This window comes from Rhodococcus sp. KBW08 (assembly GCF_003852455.1).
Taxonomy (GTDB): domain Bacteria; phylum Actinomycetota; class Actinomycetes; order Mycobacteriales; family Mycobacteriaceae; genus Rhodococcus_F; species Rhodococcus_F baikonurensis.
The window spans coordinates 449593-475027 of record NZ_QAJJ01000018.1; the positions used below are offsets into that span (position 1 = coordinate 449593).

Here is a 25435-nt window from a genome sequence, read left to right on the forward strand (position 1 = left end):
TTCTGCTCACGGTACGCATTCGCGTGACCAAGCCGGCGTCGCTGTGTCATTCGGCTACTGATCCTCTTCGGCACTGTGTCGAGTGTTGGGAGGGAGAAATTCGGATGTTTCGACCGTTCGTGTCAACCGTGGTTTTCCTTCCTTCGGACTTAGTAGTCGTGTCTTTCGGTCAGACCCCTGAGCCCTTCGTTGTCCGGAAACTGTTGGAGAACTGTGCAGCCGTCGACGCTGGGAATGCTCGGGGACGTACCGCGTGCACCAAACAGGAAACGTGATGTCGGACACGTGGTGACAAAGGTCCCTTATGCAGGTCGGACTGCTTTAGTGATGTGTCTGTTATTGGAGTTTCGAGGTATTTTCGCTCCGGGGCCTTCGGAGTTGTGGCGGCCAAACGGGACGATTGGTACTGTCCGGTAACTTGTTCAGTTAGTTATCGGTTACCGGCGGGTTGCCGTTCGAGGCTTGGGGGCAGTCCATGGGAATCGGTCAATCGAATCGCGCAGCACGTCCCTGTGTGAAGCCTTTGGGTGGGGCTGTAAGTGTTTGTGCTGCAAGCATTGTCGTAGCAGGAATCGTCTTCGGTGGAACCGCTTCGGCGGCCCCGACGGCGTTGGCAGACAAGTATGCGAGCACGGTCACCGATGACGGCTGGTCGTTGGATCTTGCTGCTACCAAACTTTCGGCGAATCCGGTGCCGAATCTGGCGACGACGGCGTTCACCCGTGAGGGGTTCGTGTCGGCGAAGGTGACCGGCACGATCGGTGGTGCGGGCGATTCGGCAGTGAAGACCGGTTATGTCGAGCAGGGATTGCAGATCGGCTGCCAGATCGATGTCTCCTCCGGACTTGGCTTGGGGCTTGGCTTTTCGCTCGGCCCGTCTGTCGGTGTGAGTATTTCGGGTGTCCCGTCGGCGAACGTGGGTGTGAATGCGTCGGTGAATCCGAGTGTTCAGTCGACGATTGCGCCGGGCACGATCACGACGATTCCGTTGGGGAAGAAGGATCTCGAGTCGTCGAAGGCGTCGATCACGGCAGAAAACGTGCACGTGAAGGTTGATGCGTGCATGGGGCCGGTGACGATCCGCTCCTACGCACAACTCTCGGTGTCGACGGCGACGTCCGACAACACGTTGTTCGTGTACTCCGATCCCACCTGGCTCTGACCTACGATCCCGGGGCGATCGCGCGGGGATATCTGCTCGACGTCAGCGCCGCAACTGACTGTTGTGTGACGTCGTTGTGCGCCTCGTCATGGGCTTAGTGCGCCATTCGATCTTGCTGCATTGAGATCTTCTCTGAATTCATCTGTCCTGCTGCCGTTCTCGTTCATTGTCTGGAGTTCATGTGATGGCTGTCCGTAGTGCTGATCATTCTCGGCCTGATCCGATAGCTGATCAACGAGCTGCTGTCGGTCGCGACCGCAACGCTGGCGATGACGACTGGGACCCGAACAGTGAATTGAGCGAAACGTCGAAGGCGGTGATCGCCTCCGTTTTCGGGTTGGGGTTGTTGATTGCAGCGTTCGCGGTGATCGGACGCCTCGGGGGTTGGGCCGAGGATTACGGGACGATCCTGGTGTATCTGGCGTTCTTTCTGTGGATGTCGATCGCGGGGCGCCTGTTCTGGTGGGGCGCAGACAAATTGATTGCCACGGTGCGGAAGAAGTCGGGCACCAGTGGTGATCGACGTTGAAGTCCGCTCTGACACTCAAGCGGTCATTCGCGGGGTTACTTGCTGCCGGAGCACTGTTGACCGGGACCGCGGGCGTGATCGGTGCGGGCCTCGCGCTCACTGCCGGACCGGCGCATGCGACACCGGAAGAGGATTGCGCGGCGGTGCGAGCACGTGATCATCAGATCTACCTGAACCTGATCGCCTCACTGCCGCCCGGTTCGCCTATCCCGCCCGAAATCATCAACCCGTGCCTGAGCGCGCCGTCCACGACGGCGACGGCTGCCCCGACCACCGTTGGGCTCCCCGGTGCACAGGCTCCGGGCGGTGGCCCGAATGTCGGGGCGAATGCGCCGACGAACTTTCCCACCTACAACGGCACCCCCATCGTCCCCGTCCCCGGCGCCGCGCTGTCTGGACAGCCGAATACGCCGACATCATCTGGTATCGAGAACCCTGCGGGAGTCCCGGTTCCGACGACCACCAGCTGGCCCGCCCCGACTACGCCGCAGCCCGCCGGGTCGACCGCACCCACAGCAGTTCCCGATCGTGGTCCCGGACCGGTCCCCGCGGATTCGGATTCGAATATCGCACCGGCCCAAACGGTTCCGGACCCGGCAATAGATGTTTCTACAACCGGGGAGGATTCGGGCCGTGACCGGTATCTCGAACTCACCCTGATCGGCGCTGCGGCGTTCACCGCTGCGGGTATCGGAGTGCGCGGGCGGCCGGGACCTTTCAGTCCACGGACACCGGAATCCTTACTCTCCCAGGTGGTCGGGACTGTCGCGTCGCCGTTGACGGCGTACGCACCTGGCGGGCAGTCCTCGTTGCCGGTGTTCGATCCGATCGCCGGCGGAAGCCGGTTCTTCTTCCTGATCCACGACGAAACGTCGTCGCACGAATCGGTGATTCCGGTGACAGTGCCGCCCGGCGGTCACATGAGCGTCAACCAAGACGGCACGGTCACTGTTTTCGACGCCGACGGAAACCCGGTCTCGACAATCGATGCCCCGTGGGCGTACGACGCCAACGGCACACCCATTCCGACGCATTACGAGATCCGGGACGGACAACTCGTCCAGGTCGTCGACACCGCCGGTATCGAGAACGTGCTGTATCCGATTTTGGCGGACCCGGAAGACCACACACAGAGCGGCAAGAAATCCCCCACTCCGGCGCGCCCGACCAAGATCTCCGGTGAGGACGACGGCACCCGCCCGGAGGACGGTCAACATTGGAACGAGCCACCACCAGTCCAAGGCCACAAGGCCCCCAATCCGCCAGTCCAGAAACCGAAACCCACCCAACCACCAGTCCCACCTGCGGCGGAGCCAGAACCACAAGTCCCTGAGCAGGCTCCGGCGCAAGTGCCCGAGCAGATCCCGCAGCAGTCGCCGGCCGCGGACATCGGCGGGGACGGACCAGGTGCCGGGACATCCCCATCCATCGACCCAGCGCCCGCTACACCGAACGAAACCGACACCCCCCAAGCGGAATTGGCAGGCTTCTCGATTTCCTCTGTCGCGGAGGCTGTGGTGGGCGGTGTGTCGTTGGCGGTGGCGATTGCGAATTTCTTCGAGCAGGTCGCCCGCGGTGCCAGGTTGGACGATCCCGCTGTGCTCAAGGACCTGCTGAATCTGCGCGAGTTGGCGCTCAAGGCCGGGTTGAACTTCTACTCACTGCTCATCGAGGAGATCGCGAAGCTCTCCGAGGAGCAACGAGCAATCATCAATGCTGTTCTCAATCCGTTGGTGACGATACCTCCTGTGCGTACCGTGCCGTCCGGGCCGGCAACGAAACCATCACCGACGAAGCCGAAACCCCGTCCTGGGCCCCGTCTGCCTGGCGATCCTCAACCCGACGATCCGACAGGACCGCAAGATCCATCCGGCGCACCGGATTCAGCCGATCCGACCACACCGTCGGATCCGGGTTTCGAACCACCAGTAGACCCCGGCACCACCACACCTGGATTCGGTGACCCCGAACAACCTTCGGCTCCCGAACCGGGCGAGCAACCGGCCGTCGATCCGGTCAACCCGGGCCACATCCCGGTCGATCCCGAAACACCCGGTGCGCCCCAACAACCCGGTCCCCCGGAATTCGACCCCTTCGATCCCGACCCGAGCACGATCCCACAGCCAGGTGCCATAAAAGATCCGACCGAGCGGCCCTCTACCCCCAACCCTGGGACGACATCACCCGATGCACAGCTCCCCGGCGTACTGGTGCCACCATCAGCAGCTATCGAGCCAGGCCCAGCCCGGACACCGAACACTCCCGCGGTGATCCCCGCTGATTCAACGCGGCCTGCGGACGCGCAGGCCGCCAAAGACTTTGTTGCAGAGTGGGTTATGGATGCGGTGAACACACTTTGGCCTACCGCTCAGTCGAAGTATCCGAACATTCCTCCTATGAACCTCGGGATGGTCGCGCACATCTATTTTGAACGACTCACCAACCTCGATCTGGTCCACGCGTTAGCCGAAGCGCATCCTCAGTTCATGGTGAGGGCCGAGGAATCCTTCAGAGAGGGAATTCTGGGCGAAATCGCGCGCCGTGGAGAAGGTGGTTCGATCCGTCCTGATCTGATCTTATTTCGGATTGGCGGCGACATTGAGACCGCGATTGAGGAGGTCGTCGCCGTCTGGGATCTGAAGACGGGTGATGCGATGATAACGCAAGAGTGGGCCGAAAAGACTGCAGCGAGGTTGGGCATTCCGCTGGAGTGGATCTACACCATCCGTCCAGACTGAGTTTGCACGCCCGATCTTGAAAGTACTAGGAAAGGTGGAAAAATAGTGACTGACGATCCATCTCGTACTGACCGAAGAGCGAAGTTGGCTTCCATCCTCGAGGGAATCGATGGCTTGGCCATGGCGACCCCGAGGAAGGGGCGCGGTTCTGCATGGGAGCGGGTGTTGAAGGCTGCGGCGAGCAGTCTTGGTCCAGAATGGGTTGTGGCACGCTCTGGCACCCAGGCGGAGTTAATCCATCTACCAGTGCGATGGTGGTTCAATTCCATTGGGTTGGATCCCAAACCGAATCGGGAAGAGCTGACCTTCAGTCATGTCCCCCTGATGAGAGAATTCACGCCGGGCACTATCACCTTTCGGCAGAGTTCATATCAACCTGGTCCCACAGATTCTGCACCACCGAATGTTCAGATGGACATCTTCGATACCCGCGGTGCTGCGGAGATCGTGCGCTGGTGGGCGCTTGGTCCGTCCACCAAGTTCTTTGCTGCACCGCCGCTTCCTGACTTGGTCGCTGCAGCCGAGCAGGCTTATGCCGACCGCGAGGAAAAGCCACGCCGGGATTGGATGATTTCGGCTGGACTGCGGGTGATAGCTGACACCGGTTCGCCAATCGAGGTCATCGACAGCGTCCTCTGGGAGTTGGCTCGCCGTGATGTCGGTGGCCACGTCCAAAGTTTCTGGCGACAATTTCGCGCGGTTGCGGAAAGCAGAGACCGACTAGCGACTTTGCAGTGGCTGGACGAAGAACGACGTCGTTCTGTAAAGGATGCATACGGGCTTCGGGATTCTGCGTTTGCCGATGTGATCTCCCATACAGAGGACTCGTAGGCGTGAGGGAGAGGAGCCCGATGGATTGCGCGTCGCATCGGAGAACCTCTGTCGGTGTGCACAGTCGCTCCTTTTCGTCTACCAAACGATACGAATGGCCCTTTAGGGCAAGCATGCAGATGAGTGATGACAAGCCTAAGCCTCCGAAATCGGTCAGTGAGGTGCTCGAATCCCTGGGAATGGACCGGGATCAGTTGCGGGAGATGGCGAAAGATGCCGTCGCGGATCTGACTCCGAAGAAGGGGAGAGGTGCCGCCTGGGAGAAGGTACTGGACGCGGCGGCGGAGAGGCTCGGCCCGAACTGGACCATCATCGGAAACGGTTTGCGAGCGGAACTACTGCACACTCCGGTGCGATGGTTCTTCGACACAGTCGGGATCGACCCTATCCCGAACCGAGAACGGCTGATTGTCGGGCACACACCGCTCTTCGAGCCTCTTGTTCCACGTGCGATCACCCTCACGCAGGATAGTTCGGACAGTAGGCTTCGAGACAAAGAGTTTCGGCGACTGCAGATCGACATCTTCGACACCGATTCCGCTGCGGCACTGGTCACGCGGTGGGCTCAGGGACCCGCAACGGAACTGTTTGCTTTGAAGCCGATCGACGCCATTGCCGCGTGGTTCGAAGACGCCTACCTAGCTCGCGATGAACAGCACCGTACCAACTGGAAACTCTTGGCAGGCCTGCGTGTAATCGCCGATACAGGCTCACCGCTTGAGGTCATCGACAGCCAACTCGACTATCTCCGCAGCCGGGCTGCCGACCCGGCAGGTCTACTTGTCATGTTCTGGGAACAGTTTCGTGAGGTAGCCGCTGCCGGTGATCGAGAGACGACACTGCGGTGGCTCGACGAGCATCGACGTGCCACGGTGCGTGAGCACTACGCGCTACCGGATTCGGTGTTCGCCGACGTTCTCGACGACTTGGGCAACGGCTAGCCACGCGTCTGCAAAATCTCGAATTTGCTTCGACCGCAACACTTCAGGGAGATGGGAAATCAATGGATCACTGGGTCGTCGTCCCGGAACAGCCAGGGTTTGTCGGGGATCGCACAGTTGTCGATACCGCAACCTCGCCGCCGACGGTAGAGAGGGCGCACTTCGTGTTCACCCGGCAACCTACCGACGGACTGATCGGTGCGGGCCCGCTGGTGTTGGTGGACCGTGAGACCGCGGAAGCGCTCGAGGACAACGTCTTCGGTGAAGTGTCCCTTCATTCGGCGGACCTCGATACGGACCCGGCGTCGGGGTTGTTGCGGGTTCCCGACTTTGTGTGGTGTCAGGTGCATGGGCAAGCGGGGATGCTCGATATCGGCCTCACCGAGGACGGTCGCCTGGTGATGTCGGGGCAGGCGTTGCTGGTGTTCCACTCGTTCGGTGGCGGTATCGACAACGCCACCATCTCCGAATGGCTCGGCTGAACCACTCGCCTGACGAAAACACGAACGAAGCGCACCTTTGCGGTACTGGCGGGGGCTCCGGAGCAGAACGAATCCTGTGTGGTGGCAGTGCGTCGTGAATTCGATTTCGTTGCGCACGAACTCTTCGTGCGGGCTCGCGCAAGAGTACTGCGGTCACCGCTCGATGCAGGCACGATCTAGCACTCGTCGGCTGGACGGGAACTGTGAGAGGCGAAGGCCATCGTGAACGTCGAGAAGGAATTGAGTAGCTTGATGTCCGAATGTGATGTCGGCGCAACGTATTCTGCCACTTGCGATTCTGCTCAGGACCCGCGGCAGGACCGGCATGGCATGCAATTGCGAGGAGAACCGAAGCATGGATGACCAATACCTCGATTTCCACTTCCTTGCCGATGTGAGAGATTCACCGATCGTTGATTGGTTCATCGGCAAGTTCATCATTCTGCTGGCGATTGTGATGTTCTGGCTTTTCATCTGGTTGATTCAGAATGGATGGATCCGTCTTCGTGGGCAGAGGTCCAATCTGAAGACGAGGAAACTGCTGGTCGCGATCGGGGTTGTCGCTGCACTGTTCGCCATCACTGTGGTGGTGGACAAGTCGCGAGCGCGTATGGATCCAGAGGAAACCGAGAGACAGGCTCGGTCCGAACTGGTTGGAGAGGTCGAACAGAAGTGGGACGTGAGGTTACTTGATCCTTCTTCTGAATCAATCCCGGGTCGCCCTGACAGTTTTGGCAGAGTTTCTGTGAATGCGGCTGTGGGGTCGGACCAGTCTCCAAAGAAGTGCGAGATGACCAATCTGTATTGGCGCAGTGGAGCAAAACAGAGCCTTGGTGATTTCGACCTGAGGGTCACTTTAACCTGTGATGGATCGCCCGCACCGTTGCGAGATCCATCATGACGTGGCAGCGAAGTTGCACATGACGGATTGTCGTCGGGGGTGGAATGTTCAGGTACTTCCACCGACGAGCAGACATGACCAGGAACCCTCTCCTCGAGGAGGAAGAGAACAACCGTAACGGCGCAGGACCTTTGACGGATGCCGAGATCACCGAGTTTACCGAGGCGGTCGTTTACTCGCGTTCTGTCATCCCAGATGATCCGAGCGTGTGGCTCGAGGGATACAAGGTTGCGGCGACGTTCCCGCACGGTTTGGGTATGTCGATCTCCAGTTTCAAGGCCGTCATCATCGCGTACTACGGCGTGGCCGAAACCGGTACGACTTTGAATCGAATCCTAGTGCAATCTTCCGGCTGATCCACTGGAGTTCCGAGGGAGATAGGCTTTCGGTGATCGATCCTCATCTCTATAAGCGCGACGTAAAACGATCAGATCCACGCTCGCTGCAAAAGGGTCGCGTTTCGATACGTAGAGTCGAACGATCTCGAAAGCTTGCGCTGGGTCGAACTGAGGCGCCAGGACGGGGCGCAGAACTCCGGCTCGTCGTCCGGGTTTGGGGCAGGAACGATGTACGTGCTTCCACCTCAACTGTTTTCGTATCCAAGCCCTCTGGTGACGGCCACGTTCCTGCGCTGTGGTGAATGCCTTTCTTTTGTTGGTCAGGATGATTTTCCCCCGGATACGCTCGATCAGTGACTTCTATACAAGACTTCATCGATGCTCGCACGCATATAGGCTTCAGCCAGCGAGAGGTTTCAGCGATATCGGGCGTCTCCGAATCAACCATCCGCCGCGCCGAGCTGGGCGAATCGAATGTCTCGATCGTTGTGTTCAATCAGTTGATGTATGCGGTCGGTGCCGAACGGGCTGGCTTTCAGCCAATTTGCGACTACTCCGCGATGGTGGCGGCACGATTTGTTCTGGGGGATACAGCAGTGCGGCTCAGTGATGCTGCCAGCGAGTGGATTACGCGTTGGCGGAAGATGGGAACCGCAGCGGACGATGTCTCAGGGTTCAGGACGATCCTTCGAACAGCCGGATATGCGGCAAGGATTTTGGATCGACCGCGGAGAGAGATGTATCGAGGTCCTTTGCTTCCAACCCAGATCTTTTCCAGGCTCCGAGAGTTGCAACAGTCTGACAACCTTGATTGGGCGGTCACCGGTGCGGACGGATTGCCGATGATCTACGTATCGGATCCCCGGCTGGCGTTAGAACGACTCAATGACAGTGGGGGCGGTAGTAATCGACGATCACGCTTCTGGGAGGGAGTGACGTTACTGGATATGTCTCCGGTGGTGAATGCGCGTGTGCGTGGACGTGTTTTAGCTGGGGGAGACAAGGTGCGTTCGATGGGTGAGATACAGACGGTGATCGACATGTATTCGGCCGGTCAGATAGACGCAGCAGATAGGCGTGCGAACAGCATTCATGCGAGATCGTTCGCCGACTGGGAAGGGCTCGGGTCAGGACTGGTTCGTCGTGCCCGCGAGACAGGGGAGCGAGCGTGAGTCGCAGTCAAGCGCCGTGCAGCGATCGCCGGCCCGGATAAGGCCGATGGCAACATCGCGTAAGGGCTGGTCAGAGGAAGAACGTGCGTACCTCGCTGCGATCATCGAAAGTGAGGGAGGTGGTCTGGTGGACTATCGGGATCAGGTGCCTCCGTCAGGTTCGGTGATTCAATACCGGGAGATCGAACCGCAGGAGCGGACGTAGGATTTTGCAGATATCGTTGCGCAGCTTCGGATCCCGAGGGAGTTGCCAAGCCCTGGACGGCATCATCTGGTCTGATTTCGCCGATCACCCACTCATATACCTCTGGCCAGCTCATCGATCGGATCATTGCGACAACGTCTTCGTTCGAAATGTGGCCTCTCGCGGTTCGAAGTTCTGGTCGGGCCAACCATTCGTCCGCGTAGTCGATCACGGCGTGCGTCATGTCTGCGACGGATTCCGCGAGAGTCTGTTCACCCGATAAGAGGCCGAGATCTGGTGCGACGATCACAAACGCGCCGTTGTCGTCGAGGAAGGCCTCAAAGCCGGCGAACTGATAGGTGGAGGCTGCAGGTGCCGGGAGAAAAGTTCTGGACGGGTCCGGTTCGCGGTTGATCCATTCGACGATCTCCTCGTCGCTCAGTCCGTCTACCTGGGCCACAAGTGCCCCGCTCCGCTCCGGATGCTCCGAGGTGGGGTCGTCGGAGTGGTTCCACCAGTATGCGTACTGCCGCAACTGTCGGACTAACTTGTCGGTCGCTTTGTCGGAGTTGGAGTCAGTGGCCGAAATCCCAAGTCCGGGAACATAGACCGTGTAGAAGCCGCTGACGAAGATCATCCGGAAGTCTGCATCGAATTCCGGCATCGGTTCAATCGACATGATGAAACCCCTTGTCGCTCAGGTATCTTACTCTGAGACTAGAGCGACCGAACGACAGCTATTTCAAATGTGAAGGTCCTATCCATGGAGTGCTGTTAGGGCAGATTTCGTCGCAATCGAACGATGAAGCTTTCGTCTTTGATTGGACAGCGGTTGGTAATCCGGCCATGGTCGGGGACTACATTGCCTGTCGCCGCATCGCGGTCAGGTTGTCGACCAACCTGGTGGTCAGCTGCCCACGAGCCAAAAGTTCAAGCGGAGTCTGGGCGCCCGCGATGCGAATCGGGGTCTCCCACCAGGCGAGGGCTCCCCACGGATCCGTTTCCGCTTTGAGATCCACGTTTGCGTGGGCGGCGATTGGAATGACCGCCCCTGCTGCAAGGTCGAATTGAAATCTCGGATACTCCCAGTTCAGTCCACGGGGAAGACGGATTAGTGCGCCTTCTCCTCTGAGTGACTCCAGTCTGAGCTCTGCGTCGGAGTGATTGGGGTACAGCAGGTTCGCGGCTTCAGTGTCCGATACCCACGAAAACATTTGATGCAGTTCTTCTTTGAAGGACACGATATCGCTGTAGGAGTTTGCTGATTCAGTCATGTCTACCCTCGATTCTCGATTAGGCGTTCTCTCGTTGATGCTAGTTAGTTCGATGCCACAAGGCTGAGTCAAGAACTTCCGATGGGATTCGTGACTGGGTGCTTTCCAAGCAAACGTGTGGGAGCTACGGTCATCTCGTGACCGCAATATATGGAAAGCGCAACATAAGTGTGCCAATGGAACGGCCGGTGGCCAGGGACAGCTTCCTTACCGCGAGGTATCTCGGCGTTTCGAGGAGCAGCGTAATCAGATCGGCGCTCCAAGCATGGATTGATCAGACGGCTGGGCAGAGAGCGGATGTTTCGGAAGTTCCTCTGCCGAAACGGCCTCGCCAGAAACGATCCGACCCGAATTCGAAACAGCTCAGAGGCGCCAAGGTGCTGCCGCCGAGGCCGATGGTCACCAGCTTCACCGCTGACTTCGATTTCGTCCAGGATGTCAGGCGTGCCTCCAAGCTGACTGGTGTCCCCATATCAATCTATGTCGAAAAAGCCCCGTTCGATTGGATGGAGTCCGCATCGCTCGCAGATAGCGAGTCTGGACGAGAGTTGCGGGCGCTCAACCCGTTCACTGGAGTGCTGACCCAGGAAGTGTGGCTAGTGGCACTACAGGGTGTCGATCGCAAACCTGGAGAGTGCGGCTGATGCGTTTAGCGATGTTCGATGGTTTGACGTCGCTATCAAAGGGGCAGGGCAGGGGTCGAGACCGCGCGCGATTCTGAGCGTCGGGGAGAGCTTCTAGCTAGATCGACTCGATTTCGCTTCGTCGGGTCGTCAGAATCGACTGTGGGGGAAAGCAATTGACTACGAATGGACTCGTGCTCGTTCGAATCGTCACTGCCTGAACTGGTCAGACGGGGTCCCGATCCTACGAACGGTTGAGACCCCACCCGACAGTGCGGCGAGCGGACCACACCAGAGTTGCATCATTACTGGCAGCCACTTTCATTTCGCAGTGGTTTTCGGTTCGCGAAATTCCTCAAGGAGAGCGCGGTGAAGTTCGTCGACGTAGGGGCCGAAGGTGTGTGAAGCGTCCGACAGGGCCCCGATAACTGCTGAGAGAGCATCGGATTGACGTGCACGGAACAACGATGGCAGCGCACTGTAGGCGAGTGATCCTTGGTCGTTGTCGAACGGACTGCGAAGCTCACTCAGCGACCGGATCTCGCCCCGGTACAGATCAGACGAGGGATATCCCTCCGCAGCCCACCGCGCGTCCGCGTCCGTCAGATCGTGAAACGGCGCAGGCATGTCCGGATCGCCCCGATTGAATGCTGCAAGTGCCGGCGCAACCCATTCCAGATCTGCCAGTCCGGAACGTTCGTAGGCCTTGTTGACGCACCAACGCGCTACACGTCGCTGGTCGGGCTCACTCATGGCGATGATCATCGCCACCAACTCGGGATTGTGATGGACGAGCTGCGGAGCAGCAGCATTGTGGTTGAGGGCTTCGAACTCGCCGGTCAGTGGTTCGTTCTGACGCCAGGGATCATCGCCGACCACCGGTGATCTGTCCGCGCCCGTATTGAGTTCCTTTCGACTGATGAATTGTGGCACCGCGCTCGGCGGTTCCCCAAGCGGAACGAAATCTTGCTCGGACCAGGGCGGTTCGTCATCGAGGATGGCTGAGTCTTCGAGATCGAGTAGTTCGTAGTCTTCGTCGTCGAGGTCCAGCGTTTCGTCGATCGGGTAGAAGGAGTGCGCTCGGTAGTGGAAGCCTTCGATCAGCACCGGGCTGATGTCGACCCAGGCGAACCTGACCGGTGAGCCGGGGTGCAGATCGAGTGGTTGCTCCATCGGCATCACTTCGTTGGCGTCGGCCCAACATCCGCCGGGAGTCTTCGCGGAGTCGAATACACCCCAGCCTTGATCTGCGTGCCAAACCCTCACTGAACCGGTCACTTTGGTCATGCGGGTTGCTCCTTGGATATGTTCGTCATTGACAACGACAATACGATCCCCGAAAAGAGCAGTTGTTTCGTCGGATGTCGCACACAGCAGACGAGAGGTCACCATGCAGCCAGATGTTCAACTGTCCGAACCGATCACCCGATCCTCGACACCCGCTGGATCGGTAGCGGAGCAATGGGTACGGATCGCGGCGTGGCTGCACTCGCATCTCTCTCCTGTCACCATTGCCTGCGCAACCCCGGCCCAGATCGCAGATGGTGCCGAATCCACCGGTACTACGTGGCCGCCCGAACTGATCGAGTTCTACGAACAGATCAACGGGTTTCCGTCTGAGGAGTTCGTTCGGCTTCTCCCGGGCCGTGAACTGTTCGACCTCGAGCGGGTTGTCCAGGAGCGGGAGATGGAACTCGATGTCTATGCCGAAACGAATGAGATCGAGGAGTACGAGCCGCCGGAGGGAACAACAGCCGGCACGGCGGTATTCACCTATACGCCGGAGTTCATTCCATTCGCGGGGCTCGACGGTTACCTATTGTTCGTCGATACCCGTCCCGGTGACCTCTACGGGTGTGTGACCGAGTTTGACAAGGTCAATGCAGACGATGCCGGCCCTCGATGGGTCTCCCTCAGCGCGATGCTTACCGATCTCGCGGACAGCCTCGAGACCAGCTCGAAATTTGACAAATATTGGAAACCTACAGTGGTCGACGGCCAACTCGACTGGAAGTACGCCCCCTGACCTGGGAGTTCAACACGAGAAAATCACAGCGTGAACGGCAGTACGGCATACTCGGCGTCGCGAATCCTCTCATCGATTTTGACGAGGTTCCAGTTGCGGTCGAGATCGATTCGGATGACATCGGCAATGGCGCGGGTGCGCTAGGCCGGTCCGCGGACAATCCCGCTCAAAACGTTGCGGCGCCGGAGGTCGTATATGCCGCGTTTGCTGCGTTCGGTTCCCCTTTGCAGGTGAGCCGGATCAAACGACGGAAGTGGAACTGATGCAACGATATTCAAGTTCACCTAAAGAATGTTTTTAGGAGGGATATCCGTCGATCTCGGGACCAAACCGGATGTACGTGACCTCCGCGCCGCCAATGCGTGCGAGACTCGCACCGCCTCACTCGAACTTGTTCCGCTGGACGCACGAAAGCTCGGGCTCAGGCGAACGTCATTTCAACGAGGTTGACGGCTCCCAGGTCGGCGTGAGTGACCTTTGCGAAGGGAAAGTCGGGCGAGGTGATCGCGTTGCCCAATAGGGTTAGCTGGAGCGAATCACCGACAGGAAAGAGTGATACGCGTAGTTCGTCCCCTGGATTGAGCTTCCCCAAGATGCCCTGAATGTAAGTAGCTACGGATTGGGCGGTTTCCTCTTGCCTGATGTCAACATCGCCGAGCTGCAAGAAGAATGACACGCCGAGGTCGCGGGCACGTGCGAGTGTCGCAGGAAAGGCCCGACTGAGGTTTACAAGATGTGGGCTGATGTGAATTAGCTGCCGTAGGTACCGCTCTTCGGCCCCACACGCTCGACGCGTCGACTGCGAAGCTGGATCCCGAGCGATCCGCCCGATCTCGTCGAGCAAATTGATCGCCGACTCGAGCCCCGCGTCCATCCACCTCTGATTGCTCTTCTGCGCGGCTTCCTCGACTTCGGCCTGGAGCAACGCTTCGTGCGCTTCCCGTTCTGATCTCGCGGCTTCTCTGCCGAAAGTCGCAAGAAGGTGCTGCAGCAGCGCCCATAGTCCGCAGAAACCGATCCCAACCGCCCCGGCCATCACCACGATCTGCGCTGCCGCCACTGAATACGAAAAACCCACGACAGCAGTCGCGAGGACTGCCAATGTCCAGAACACTGCGGCGAAACCCCGCATCGACCGTCTAGTCGTTACCGACAGAAGGAGGACGAATGGCCCGGTGGGGGCAAGAGCTTGCCAGTGGAACGCACCGTCGCTACCGAACTCGACTGCTGCGGCAGACAATACGAAAACGGTGGCGGCGATAGGGGCCAGAACGAGGCCAGCGAGACGGTGGCCTCGGAAACCCGGGACAAAGCGGTAGACGAGACAGGCAGCGGCCATCAAAGCGATCATCGGGAAAAGCGCCAAGTGGTTGTTGGTACCTCCTGCGGCCGTAAGGATTGCACTGACCGCAGTAACGCCGATCGCCCACAGTTCGCTCGAACGCTCGTAAAGCTGGACGGTGGACGTCCACGCTGAGTCCTTCTCACCTTCGGTGACTTTCGGATAGCGCGATCCGGTGCCTGTCTGATCCAGTGGCACAATAACGGTGACGAGGGTCCCCACTCCGGGGCGCGAGTCGACGACGGCATGAAATCCGTTGTCGCGGGCGCGACCGACAATCGATTCAGCGATGCCACGGCCATCGCTGTGCGTCCGGGGATCAAAACCTTGACCACTGTCACTGATGTCGATAGTCAGTCGGGCCGCCGATGTTCGAACCTGGATCAGTGCATGATCGGCACCGGAGTGTTTGGCAGAATTTTTCACTGCTTCGCGGACGGCGTATACGACCGCGGAGACGGTAGATGCGGGAATAAGCTGATTACAGTGAGCGATTTCGTCATCTGTGATCCCGCTTCGACGAATAGTAAATCCAGGGTGATGAAAGACCTCCTCCAGCCCCTCAGGGATTGGCCGGGCCGTCCGAGTTCGTAGCGCACGGAGCATGGTCACGTCGCGGCGGCATTGTTCTTGTATGTATCGATGACCGGCCATGTCGGCGCTACCATCTGCGATGGCACCGAGAGTGTTTATCGCCGTGTCGTGAAGCATGCGAGACTCCTCGGCGAGTTCCATGCTCACACGTTCGACCAATCGGATCCGCCGCAGGGCGGCGTTTTTACGGGATTCGATCGCATCCGCTTCGGATGCGATACCGACAAGTCGTGATACTCCCCACCGGACACCGACAATGATTGATAGCTGAGTAGCCAGAATCGAGAAGAACGTTTCCATTCCCCACTCAGGAAGAGCGAGAGCCAGGATCGTGACTAGCATCACGGAGAAAGCGGCGGTGAGAGGAACTCCGTAGGGGCGGAGCACTAATATTATTCCCAGGCAGGTCGCGAAGTTGATCTGCCAGCATGCGGAAAAAACCAGAGCAGAATCCATATCTCCGCTCGCGAGGTAGGCCCAGAGTCCCGTGCCCACCATCGCAGCCGAAATCAGTGGGTCCAGATGTGGGGCGGAGCGCGCGAGAAGCGCGATCACTCCGACAAGTGCCACCGCGACGGCAAGTATGAGACCATCCCGGCCGAGGGTGCCGAAGGCGGCGAACACCATGACGCATTGCCAGAGTGCAGTGAAGGTAAGTGCACCTTGACGGAAGGCCCTGAGGATCGAACGAGTCTCCACCGCAGTGGAGAGGGTGCTCTCTGATTCAGATCCTCGATCACTGAGATCTGTGAAAAATATGGCAAATAGCGGTAACCGGAATGTCGTCGATAAGAGTTTTCTCAAGTTCGGAATTCCATTCGTGATGGACAACGAGTAATCAATTGTATAGCCCATTATCTTCTTTGTCGGAATCACGGTCGGACACGCCGGAAACTCGATCTCGACGGCATCCGCTGCGAAGCGTGGCGATTCTACAACCGCATGCCGCGCGGATCGGCAGCATTCTCAGCCGCGCCGCGATACCCCGAGGTTAAGGGATTAGCGCAGTTCACTCATCCCCACGGTAGTGGACCGCCCCCAGGTTTGGTGCCGCAGTCTAGCGAGTTGAAAGGATACAACTATCCACAAGGATATCTAGCTTGCGAGCCGCGAGCGGGTCGTGCGGATGATCGCTCAACAACACAGAGACCATCCATCCAGACCCGCGCAAGCGAAGATGAACGCAGAGCGTGAGCACATCGGCGGCAAGACCGTGCACTGGCTGATCGGGCAGACCGAGGTCGATTCCGGCGCACGAGCCGGCATCACCAGCGACCGCCAGGCCGAAATCAATTCGCTCGAACCAATATCCGCGGACTGGATCAAGTCCGGCGAAGCATGGGGGAGGAGCAGGTCGGACAGTAAGATGTCTGAATCGGCCTTGTGCCTTCCGGAGTTGCTTCGAACTAGCTTATAGGCTAGATGGATTCCAGAAGCGTCTCATATCCGACTACAACCGCAGAGGATCAAGGGCCCATATGAACACAGCGAGAACGCCAAGGTTCCGCGTGGCGGTTGTCGAAGACCACAGACTCCAACGAGTAAGGACTGAGGAACTTCTGAACAGTTCGGGGCTGGAATTGGTCTTCAGCGGAGAGACGGCACCGGAGTTCTTGGCATGGTCCAGATCAGTCCCGCGAAACGAACGCCCCCATCTTCTCGTCCTAGACCTGATGGTGGAGCGACAGCCCAATGTGGACGTCGAACTGGTCTGCAAGCTTCTGGAGGCGGGCTTACGTATAGTGGTGCTCTCCGCGCTCGCTTCTCCATCCTTAGTGCAAAGCATGATAAAGGCAGGAGTTTCGGCAATCGTGGGCAAGCGTGATTCCGAGGAGGCCATTCTGGCAGCGATCCACGCAGCACTCCGCGGGGAAGAGTGGATGGGTCCCGAACTCGCTTCAATTATCGCTGGGGACTCCAACCGACCGAAGCTGAGCGTCCAGGAAGAACGTGCACTCCTGCTGTACGCCTCCGGGCTCACGCTACAACAAGTCGGTGAAGCTATGAACATCAGCAAAGAAACAGCGAAACAATACCTCGACCGGACACGAAAGAAATATTCAGCCTCCGGCGTTACATTGAAGACGCAGCTGGACTTCGGCAAGATCGCATGGAAGGAAGGGCTCATCGAGCCCTGACGCAGGAATTGTTCGCTGCATACCGCAAGGTATCATTCCACTAACGTAACAAGCCCTTTGTAACTAACGTCGTGTATGGCTGTTCAAAGCAGGTTTATTGTCTTGCATTGAGAGTGGGACGCCGAATGCTAAATGATCAGCCGTCACAATAGGACTGCTAACTATTAAGTGTCAATAGTATGACCCCTGGCGAGGGGACATTTGCATCAATGGCGGCCGTTATGGGTGAGGTCCGCTTGACATGAATCGTGATTGCGGATTTAAATTCTGGCAATCGCACAGCAACCCGATCATTCTTCCGCTGAGGCGAGCATTTTCTTGAACCCGCTCTGTATCCAGAAGGAGAATCTTGCATGCGTAATTCGCATTACGGGACCAGACCCCGCCGACCTGGTTGGCTCACAGTGAGTTCGGTGCTGTCGATGATCGTTTTGATGTTCGGAATCACTGCAGCCCTGGCCGCGCCGGCTGGCGCGGCGCCTGTCGTGCCACCTCGTGAGGCCTTCACCGCGTCGGAGTGCGAAAACACGAACGGTAGTGGTGTGGGCGATCTCGACATCGATCGTGCTCGTCTCGCCGATTACAACGACGGTCAAATAGTGCCGATGTACTACAACCGACACCCGGACGTCATGGAGGCGATCGCACCGGGAACGGTGTGCGGCGTCTTCGAAGTTCCAGGAGTTGGGCCGACGTCGGAGTGGATGTACTGCACCGACAAGCATTTGGATGTTTGCGGTCAGACAACCCCGGACGGAGAATCGGGCTATTGGACCGGGACCGAGTGGGTGGTGACCGGTTCAGCGAAGCAACTCTCGGGGAATCCGCGGCTGAGCGAGGACCAGCAACTGCTCGTCAGCTACCTTCTGCAGAACCCACATACCTACATCGATGAAAACGGTGTGGCCGGGATCGCAGACAACGGCAATTCCTGGAACCGTTCGAATCGCCAGGAGTTGGTGTGGTGCGCGTCGGGGAACGGTGCCGGCAAAGTCTGCCAGGAGAACCTCGGGCAGGAAGAGCGGGAGCGGATTCTTGCGATCATGAAGTCGACCCCGGCGCTGACGGTCTCCGCACCGGAGCGCTCAGAGATCGGGGCCGGTGAAACGGCGACGTTCTCGGTGTCGACCAACCTGTACGGCATTCCGTTGACCGTAACCGCTCCTGCGACGGCAGCGGTGACCTTGTGCGAACCGGGCGCCGGCGCGACTTTGACGGGCAACACCCTCACAGTCGCCGGTACCGGCACCGCCGGCACGGAGGTTCGCCTGTGCGTCACCGCCGAAACTCCTGGCGATGTCACAATTTCCGTTGCTGGGCAGCCGAACTCGCATGAGAAAATTCGCTGGAACCAAGCCGATCCAGTGTGCCAGGTGTTCGCGTCCTTCGAATCGGAACTCCCAGCCCGGCTTTCCGACGATGCTTCGGTGACCTTCCTCGACGGGCCGGTCACTACTACGCCGGTCACTACTACGCCGGTCACTACTACGCCGGTCACTACTACGCCGGTCACCACTACCAAGACGAATACGGCGATCATCCCGATCCCGATTCCGATCCCCATTCCAGGTGGTACGGGGAGTTCCGGCGGCCCGACACAAGGAGGCGCCCCCTCCTACGTCAATCCCGCACCGAACAATGGTGGAGGGCAGACGAATAACGGTGGCCATCCCGGTGGGTATTCGACACCTACCGGCACCATCGGTGGGCGTCCGACAGCGATCGACGGCGGAACGGCAGATCAGAGCTCGGGACCTCACATAGGAATCGCAGTCGCCGGGCTTGGCGTGATCGCCGTGGCCGGCTGTGGAGTCATCGCAATCAGGCGCAGCAGGACCTAGAGGCCGCGCTCGTTCCGAAGCAAACAGTGACCCGTGCTCGGCATCGATCGGTGAAGAATATCGATGCCGAGCACGGGCGCACCACCAGGTGAGGAGAATACCGGTGAATCCCGACAACAACGACAACTCTTCCGGCAGGCGTTATTTCGCCGAATCCGGCACCGAAAACCCAGCTCGACGCGGGAACCGCATGCGCATTCTGCTCGCCGTAGTTGCCGTGTTGGCCCTCATCGTCGGATCGGTCGACGTCTACTTCGGAACCCGCGACACCAGCGATCCGACAACTGCTACCGCGACGACGTCCTCGGCAGCATCACACGACGCAATCCCGGCGGCAACCACCACCCACGGCACATTGTCACTGGATCCGATCAACATCGACACACCCATCGTCGACGCCACTGTCATCAACGGTGTCCTCACCCCGCCCGGAGATGTCAAAGAAGTCGGGATCTGGCTCGACGGTGCACCTTTGGAGGCCACCACCGGTACCACACTGATTGCCGGACACGTCAACCTCGCAAGACAAGGAAATGGCGCGCTCTTCGACCTCGGAACCCTGACCCCCGGGCAAGAAATCCACACCACCAGTACCTCAGGCAGCACCACAACATGGCGAGTGACCGCCGTCGTCTCCCGACCCAAAGCCGACGGGATCGAAGAAGGCGTCCTCGACGGCTTAGAGGGGCCCCGCAAACTTGCAGTGGTGACCTGCGGGGGAGAATTGGAGTACGAAGACGGCATCGGAAACTACCTGGACAACGTCTACCTCTACGCGGACGCCGCCTAATCGGGCGCACATCCACCATCGATAGACACAACTCGTCCACAGATGCGTCGTCCGCCCCGTACTCGGATGGACCTGGTCCGCGACCGTCGGCGATACCGCGGCATCGTCGATGCTGGCACCGGCGCACCACCACACGAACAACGAACACTCCAACTACGTCTACGCTTCCCGAATTTAATAGACCTTCCGGCGGGAAATCACCCCCACGCGGACGGCTACTGGAGCGAATTAATGAGCACGAAACGGGTGTCGCTCTCCTGCAGTGACGAGGGAACATAGTGATCGGACAACTAATATGATCAGGCACAGGTCAATCGGGACGCCCCTTCGGTCGGAGTTGGTTGCGAGACTCGATCGCCGCGGAGCGCTGACCATTATTCGAGCGCCGAGCGGTCACGGGAAATCCGCATTGATCGCGTCTTGGTTGCGTAGTTCCCCCGATACCGAGCGGACTGTTGTGTGGGTTGATGCGCCAGCGCAGAGCGTGGTCACCCCCGCTGCGTACTGGTCCGGTGTACTCGCCCGGCTTCGCAATGCCGGCGTCACCGGTTCGTCTGCCGCTTCCGGCGACGTCCGCGAGATCTTCACCACTGTCGTCCATTTACTCGAAAATACCTCGCGGCCAGTTCTTCTCGTCCTGATCAGACCCGACCTGATCAATGCCGGAGGATTGGCCGATCAACTGACCAGTCTTCTCTCTCTATGCCCCGAGGTGGACATCATCGTGACTCTGTCCGGGCCCGGTATGTTTTCCGGGCCACGCCAGATCGGCGTGGATCATGACGTCATCACGGCGAAGGCGCTGCGGTACAGGGAAACCGATACCGCACAGCTGTTGGCTCTTACCGACACGCCAGCCGCTGCTGGTGATACGGAACGTGTTGCTGCCCTCACCGGAGGGATACCCGCGCTGGTGCGAGTGGCTGTCGCTGCGATCAAGAACCTCGACAACTGCAGCGATCGCGAAAAGGTCGTTGAGCGTCTGGTCAACCGAGCGGTCGACAAGTACACAGCTGATCATGTGCTGGCTCTCGCCGAAGAGCTGGGCGAACTCGAATTCGTACTCGCGACCGCGTACGCAAGCACCCTCACTTCGGAACTCGCGCGGCTGGTGTCATCGTCCGAAGATACGGTTGCGCAGGTGCGTACGCGGCTGATTGTCCTCGAAGCGGCCGGGCTTTACGACCGAGTCGAATCCGAACCAGAAGAGACCTGGGAGCTACCGTCGGCAATTCGGCGCTCCATTCTCCGGCTCCGCACCACAGCCGGCATCGATAGCTCAGCGCACCTGTCTTACCTGGCGGACGCTCTGATCGAGTGCGGCCGACAGACTCTCGCACTCGACTGCGCTCTCGACGCACAGAACTGGACTCTGGCGATCGACATTGCCGAACAGTACTGGGTGGAGATGCTCGTCGACGATGTCGACAGACTCAGTTCGGCGCTGCGAAGAATTCCACCGGAGATGGCAGCTAAACACCCCGTCGCATACGCAATTCGCGCATTGTTCGACGGGCACCCCGTCGTCACGCTCGGCGCTTTAGCGGATCCACCGACCATGTTATCCGACCAAGACGCAATCGATACGGCGAAAGATGCGCTCAGCGTCGGGTGTATCGAGTCGATCATGCTCCGATTGAGCGGCCGCTACGAACAATCCGCGGCTGTGGCGCATCGTCTGTCTCATCTCAGCCGTCGCGCCCTCGAAGACAACTCGAACGTCGTCAGCCGACAGTTGCCGTTCATGCGAGCCCAATGGGCCATCACCTATCAGCTCAACGGGCTCCTCGCCGAATCCACCATCGAAGCGCATCTGGCCTACCAGGATGGTCTTTCGCTGCAGATCGGTTTTGTCGCCCGCGCTGCCGCAAGCACTATCGCATTGAACTGGGCGATGGTGGGCGAACCTCTCCACTCACTGCACTGGTCAGAATGCGAACAACGACATACCGATCACGGCGGCCGGCTCGAACCGATCCTGCGCACAGCAGGACTAGTCGCACGAACATTGACGTCGCTCGACTCCCTCTCGATCGACGAGGCAATCAGCACGCTGGATGAATTGGGGCATCCGTCCGAAGCCGAAGAACTGTGGGCCTTCGTCATTTACGCGCATAGTCAATACGCCCTGACCCGGGGCGACCCATTCGCAGCCTTGGCGTTGATGCGCAGAACCGTCTCAGCGCATAGCCATCAACACACCGACACTTCACTATCCCTGCCTCTGTTGCAGGCTACCGAGATCGATCTGCTGCTTGCGCTCGGAGAAGGAAACGCGGCACTCGCACTGGCCGGGAGCATCAACGATCCTGCGGCGTACCCGTGGACCCTGACGTCGGTGGCACGGCTTCGTCAGCGAATCGGCGACAACAAGGCGGCATTGGCTCTTTGTCACCAATACGGCTGGACTCTCGAGTCGTATCCACGCGCCCAGATGGAACTGCTTCTCGTTCAAGCAGTTGCCCACTGGGAACTGGGAGAACCGCAATCGGCTACGCAGGCGTGGTTCAAAGTCTGCAAAATCGCAGACCAGACTGGACTGCTGCGTCCGTTCTCGACCATCGCCGCCTCCGACATCGCTCTGTTGGAAAACGCCGCGACAACTGGCTCGCAGACCCTCGCAGTGTTCCGTAAGGATCCCGGAGGGGAGTCCTTTCCGAAAGCCCTCCACATCGTTACCCTCACCGATCGCGAACAAGCGGTCCTCTCACTTCTCAAGCAAGACATGACCCAAGTCGCGATAGCGAAAACCCTCTACGTCTCCGTCAATACTGTCAGATCTCAGTTGCGAACTCTGTACCGAAAACTGAACGCGCACAACCGGGATGATGCAATCATGCGGGCGCACGCTTTGAAGTTAACCTCCAGAGTGTGAAGGTGACTTACCGTCATCTTTCGAACCCAGCGCCCCAGGTCGCAACCGCCCGACAACGGAGAATTCAGTGAGGCCTTCGAGCATCCCTCGAACTGCCATCACGAGTCAGTCGTCGGCATCGCGGAGTTCCGCGCTGATTCATTCATCAATTCACCCTGACGGGAAATGAATCACTCGTGAAATCACCCTCTGTCGATGGGTGTTGGTCTCATCGGACAGTTCTAATTGAAATTAGCTTGCGATTCGCCGAAATGTGATTCACGTGTGTCCGTCGGGGACCCTGAAGTCAGACAGTGAAGGAGAACGTCGTGAGAACGATTTTGTCAGAGCTGTGGTCCAAAGCGATTGCCGTCGGAGTCCGCCCGCGCACGTGTGGCAGGCGTATGAGAGTCATCGGAGTGGGTGCCATCGCCGGGGCGCTGATAGTGGGGGCAGCCTCATTCGGTGCGCCGGCGTCGCCCTTGGGTGTCCGGCTGTCGACGGAGGAGATCACTGGCCCACCCTTCACTGTCGGACTGACTGTTTTCGACGGCGGTCCGCCGTTCGACGCCGGTGACGGGCCCGGTTTGGATTCAGGTCCCTCCAACGGGATTGTCCGAGAGGGCGATCCGGTTACATACGTGGTCGACATCGGCGCTCGGGACTCGCCATTGTCGGATGTGGTCATCGAGATGCCGATTCCTCGGGGATTCACGTTGATGTCCGTGCCGGATTACTGCGGCGCCGGGTCGGGTCTCGACGAGATCGGATTGACCTGCCGCATAGGAAGTATGGAGCAGGAGAGTCATTTCATTCGGACCGTGACCATGACAGCGGGTCCCGGGTTATCGACGGATGGGCTACCGATCGCGGTAGTTGTGGCCGCCGACGGGGGAGCAGTTCGTGTCCGTTCGGAAGGGGTCACCGTGCGGATCTCGACCACCGCGGGCGTCTGTGATCCGCACGGAGTCCCCGTCTCCGACCGTGCAGCAACTCCGGATGGTTCGGTGGTGGCGGACGGCCGCATCGCCGGTCTGGTTACCTCCGGTCCGGCAGAGTTCGTGACGATCGAGGGAACTGATCAGTGTGCTCACGCGATTGTTCGGTCAGTGACGCCGGTCGCTGGGCGCTTCGCGTTCGTCGGGCTCCTTCCCGGGTCGTATCGCCTCACAGTCGACGGCCGGGCACCGGTGGAGGTCGTGTTGTCCCACGGTGCGATGACTGTGAACGGGTTGACGTTCTGACCATCGACACGCGCATTCCGAAACCTGACATGATCCCCCGCACTCTTTTCTTTGTTCCCGACTCTCGTGACGTTCTCGGAGGTAGTTGTGCGTGAAAGCTTGGGTATTGCACTCGACAGCAGTTCCATCTCCACCGCTCTCGTGGACGCCGATACACCTCTCCTCGGATCGATCGACGAGTTCCGCCACCCGTGGGGCGAAGGTGGGAGTGTCCCCTCCGCGCCTTCATCGGCTCGCGCGCTCGCCTCGGCTGCAGACGTCGCGATCGAGCGAGCATCGCGTTCCCACCTGCACCCGACCTCGGTCGGGGTGACGTGTGAGCGGGCGGACGTACGGGATCTGCTTCCGGAATCGTTCTCCTCCTCGGCCATCGGGAACGTCGAGCTGGTCAACAGCCTCGACGCACGCCTGGCCTACCTCCGGTCGGTGGACGCCCTGGCCGGAGTGTCCCCGATCCTGGCGTTCTGGCCGGACGGCAGCGAGACCGTGATCGCCGCGATCGACCCGATCGCCGGCACGATCGACTCCGCGCATCGCTACACTTCCGCTGAACTTCTTTCGAACAGCGCAACCTTCACTGCCACACTGGATACGATTGTCGCGGAACGAGACCCGGTTCCGAAGATGCTCGTAGCCATGGGAGCCCCCGAGCAGACCCGGCAGATGTCCGCGGTCGCAGCAGAGCGATCCGGTCTCGGATTCACCTTCCTCGGCGAACGTACCCAACTCGCAATAGGTGCCGCGCTGGTCGCTGCAGCACGCAGCACCCCCACCAGTGCGGCGCCGCTGGCCGTCGGCAGCGGTGGGGCCGCAGGAGGTGCGGCGGGCTTGATCGCCGGACCGCGTCGATGGACACCACTGATGTTGATTTCGACGTTGCTCGTACTCGGCGGGTTGCTGATCGGCATGTTGTTCACTCTCGCTCCAGACAACGCGAGCACCGCGACCACAGATCCATCGATCACCGAGAACACGCCGTCCACCACGGTCGACGAACACCAACCCGAGAACGAAAGTGGCGACCACCGGACCGAAAGCGAAAACGCCGACGCCCCCGGTTTATCCGGGTCCGAGTGGGGTGAGATCGGTGGGAGTGCCAATCCACCACCTCTGTTCTCACCGCCTCCGCCCGAGAGTTTCCTCCCACCCTGTGATCCGAACTTTCCGGCAGCCCCGGCGGGCTTACGACGATCGGACCCCGACATTCCGCCTACATCGCCCAGTCCGACACCCGACGCCGAGGACTGCACACCGATCCGTCAAGGATGACACCCACGACGCATCAGAACAGGGCAGCCCTGATCACGATCACTGTGGGGCCGGGTGTCGCTGGATCTCCCGTCGGGCTCTGGCCACCACGTGCCGGTCGGTGTCAGCGGGATGCGGTGATGTTTGGCGTCCGTCCACCCGGCCTGGTGCATCAACCTCGCT

At 59.5% G+C, this 25435-nt stretch carries 21 protein-coding genes; 17 read left to right on the top strand and 4 right to left on the bottom strand.

Translation table 11 applies throughout. The features are described 5' to 3' along the window. The first annotated feature begins 475 nt into the window (after positions 1–475). The 9 genes from DBV08_RS25935 to DBV08_RS25975 all read left to right on the top strand — a co-directional run bounded on the left by DBV08_RS25935 (position 476) and on the right by DBV08_RS25975 (position 9094). Positions 476–1162: an MspA family porin gene (locus tag DBV08_RS25935; protein WP_124569312.1), complete on the top strand. Its 687-nt coding sequence runs from the start codon at positions 476–478 to the stop codon at positions 1160–1162. A gap of 184 nt (positions 1163–1346) precedes the next feature. After that, positions 1347–1691 carry a hypothetical protein gene (locus DBV08_RS25940; RefSeq protein WP_260395760.1) on the top strand — a complete coding sequence of 115 codons (345 nt, stop codon included), beginning with the start codon at positions 1347–1349 and terminating at the stop codon, positions 1689–1691. After that, positions 1688–4429 (top strand): hypothetical protein, encoded by a 2742-nt coding sequence (locus DBV08_RS33020; RefSeq protein WP_260395761.1) that lies wholly within the window; start codon positions 1688–1690, stop codon positions 4427–4429. Before DBV08_RS25940 ends, DBV08_RS33020 begins: the two co-directional genes overlap by 4 nt. 45 nt (positions 4430–4474) lie before the next feature. Next, positions 4475–5260 carry a hypothetical protein gene (locus DBV08_RS25950; protein ID WP_124569313.1) on the top strand — a complete coding sequence of 262 codons (786 nt, stop codon included), beginning with the start codon at positions 4475–4477 and terminating at the stop codon, positions 5258–5260. Positions 5261–5379: 119 nt separating this feature from the next. Next, positions 5380–6201, top strand: coding sequence for a hypothetical protein (locus DBV08_RS25955; protein WP_124569314.1), 822 nt, complete (start codon positions 5380–5382; stop codon positions 6199–6201). Between the two features lie 62 nt (positions 6202–6263). Further along, a complete protein-coding gene (locus tag DBV08_RS25960) occupies positions 6264–6683 on the top strand; it encodes a hypothetical protein (protein WP_124569315.1) in 420 nt (139 codons plus the stop codon). Between the two features lie 355 nt (positions 6684–7038). Further along, positions 7039–7584, top strand: coding sequence for a hypothetical protein (locus DBV08_RS25965; protein WP_124569316.1), 546 nt, complete (start codon positions 7039–7041; stop codon positions 7582–7584). A 74-nt stretch (positions 7585–7658) separates the two neighbouring features. Next, positions 7659–7940: a hypothetical protein gene (locus tag DBV08_RS25970; RefSeq protein WP_124569317.1), complete on the top strand. Its 282-nt coding sequence runs from the start codon at positions 7659–7661 to the stop codon at positions 7938–7940. Positions 7941–8275: 335 nt separating this feature from the next. Further along, the gene (locus tag DBV08_RS25975; protein ID WP_124569318.1) at positions 8276–9094 is read left to right on the top strand and encodes a helix-turn-helix domain-containing protein; all 819 of its coding nucleotides are present in this window, start codon (positions 8276–8278) and stop codon (positions 9092–9094) included. A 101-nt stretch (positions 9095–9195) separates the two neighbouring features. Here the strand turns inward: DBV08_RS25975 and DBV08_RS25980 are convergent, their stop codons facing one another. Next, entirely contained in the window at positions 9196–9957 is a 762-nt protein-coding gene (locus DBV08_RS25980; RefSeq protein WP_124569319.1) for a hypothetical protein, read from the bottom strand. Between the two features lie 178 nt (positions 9958–10135). Next, complete coding sequence (locus tag DBV08_RS25985; RefSeq protein ID WP_124569320.1) at positions 10136–10552, bottom strand: hypothetical protein; 417 nt, start codon at positions 10550–10552, stop codon at positions 10136–10138. A 137-nt stretch (positions 10553–10689) separates the two neighbouring features. Between DBV08_RS25985 and DBV08_RS32145 the strand changes: the two genes are divergently transcribed. Continuing rightward, positions 10690–11196, top strand: a complete 507-nt coding sequence (locus tag DBV08_RS32145) for a hypothetical protein (protein WP_148090792.1) — start codon at positions 10690–10692, stop codon at positions 11194–11196. A 300-nt stretch (positions 11197–11496) separates the two neighbouring features. On the opposite strand, the gene DBV08_RS25990 is transcribed toward DBV08_RS32145, so the two are convergent. Then, positions 11497–12462: a hypothetical protein gene (locus DBV08_RS25990; RefSeq protein WP_124569321.1), complete on the bottom strand. Its 966-nt coding sequence runs from the start codon at positions 12460–12462 to the stop codon at positions 11497–11499. 103 nt (positions 12463–12565) lie between these two features. Here DBV08_RS25990 and DBV08_RS25995 point away from each other — a divergent pair, with 103 nt between their 5' ends. Beyond that, a complete protein-coding gene (locus tag DBV08_RS25995; RefSeq protein ID WP_185564907.1) occupies positions 12566–13201 on the top strand; it encodes an SMI1/KNR4 family protein in 636 nt (211 codons plus the stop codon). A gap of 421 nt (positions 13202–13622) precedes the next feature. Here DBV08_RS25995 and DBV08_RS26000 read toward each other — a convergent pair whose 3' ends face one another. Next, positions 13623–15836: a sensor histidine kinase gene (locus tag DBV08_RS26000; RefSeq protein ID WP_185564910.1), complete on the bottom strand. Its 2214-nt coding sequence runs from the start codon at positions 15834–15836 to the stop codon at positions 13623–13625. Positions 15837–16645: 809 nt separating this feature from the next. Between DBV08_RS26000 and DBV08_RS26005 the strand changes: the two genes are divergently transcribed. The 6 genes from DBV08_RS26005 (at position 16646) to DBV08_RS26030 (ending at position 25273) form a co-directional block, all read left to right on the top strand. Beyond that, a complete protein-coding gene (locus DBV08_RS26005) occupies positions 16646–17275 on the top strand; it encodes a response regulator (RefSeq protein WP_185564912.1) in 630 nt (209 codons plus the stop codon). A gap of 353 nt (positions 17276–17628) precedes the next feature. Further along, on the top strand, positions 17629–19116 hold the full coding sequence (locus tag DBV08_RS26010; protein WP_124569325.1) for a hypothetical protein: 1488 nt from the start codon (positions 17629–17631) through the stop codon (positions 19114–19116). 103 nt (positions 19117–19219) lie between these two features. Beyond that, positions 19220–19906, top strand: a complete 687-nt coding sequence (locus tag DBV08_RS26015) for a class F sortase (RefSeq protein WP_260395762.1) — start codon at positions 19220–19222, stop codon at positions 19904–19906. 409 nt (positions 19907–20315) lie between these two features. Beyond that, a complete protein-coding gene (locus tag DBV08_RS26020; protein ID WP_185564915.1) occupies positions 20316–22781 on the top strand; it encodes a LuxR family transcriptional regulator in 2466 nt (821 codons plus the stop codon). A gap of 308 nt (positions 22782–23089) precedes the next feature. Further along, positions 23090–24004 carry a hypothetical protein gene (locus DBV08_RS26025; RefSeq protein WP_260395763.1) on the top strand — a complete coding sequence of 305 codons (915 nt, stop codon included), beginning with the start codon at positions 23090–23092 and terminating at the stop codon, positions 24002–24004. Positions 24005–24091: 87 nt separating this feature from the next. Further along, entirely contained in the window at positions 24092–25273 is a 1182-nt protein-coding gene (locus DBV08_RS26030) for a hypothetical protein (RefSeq protein WP_124569327.1), read from the top strand. The last annotated feature ends 162 nt before the right edge of the window (positions 25274–25435 follow it).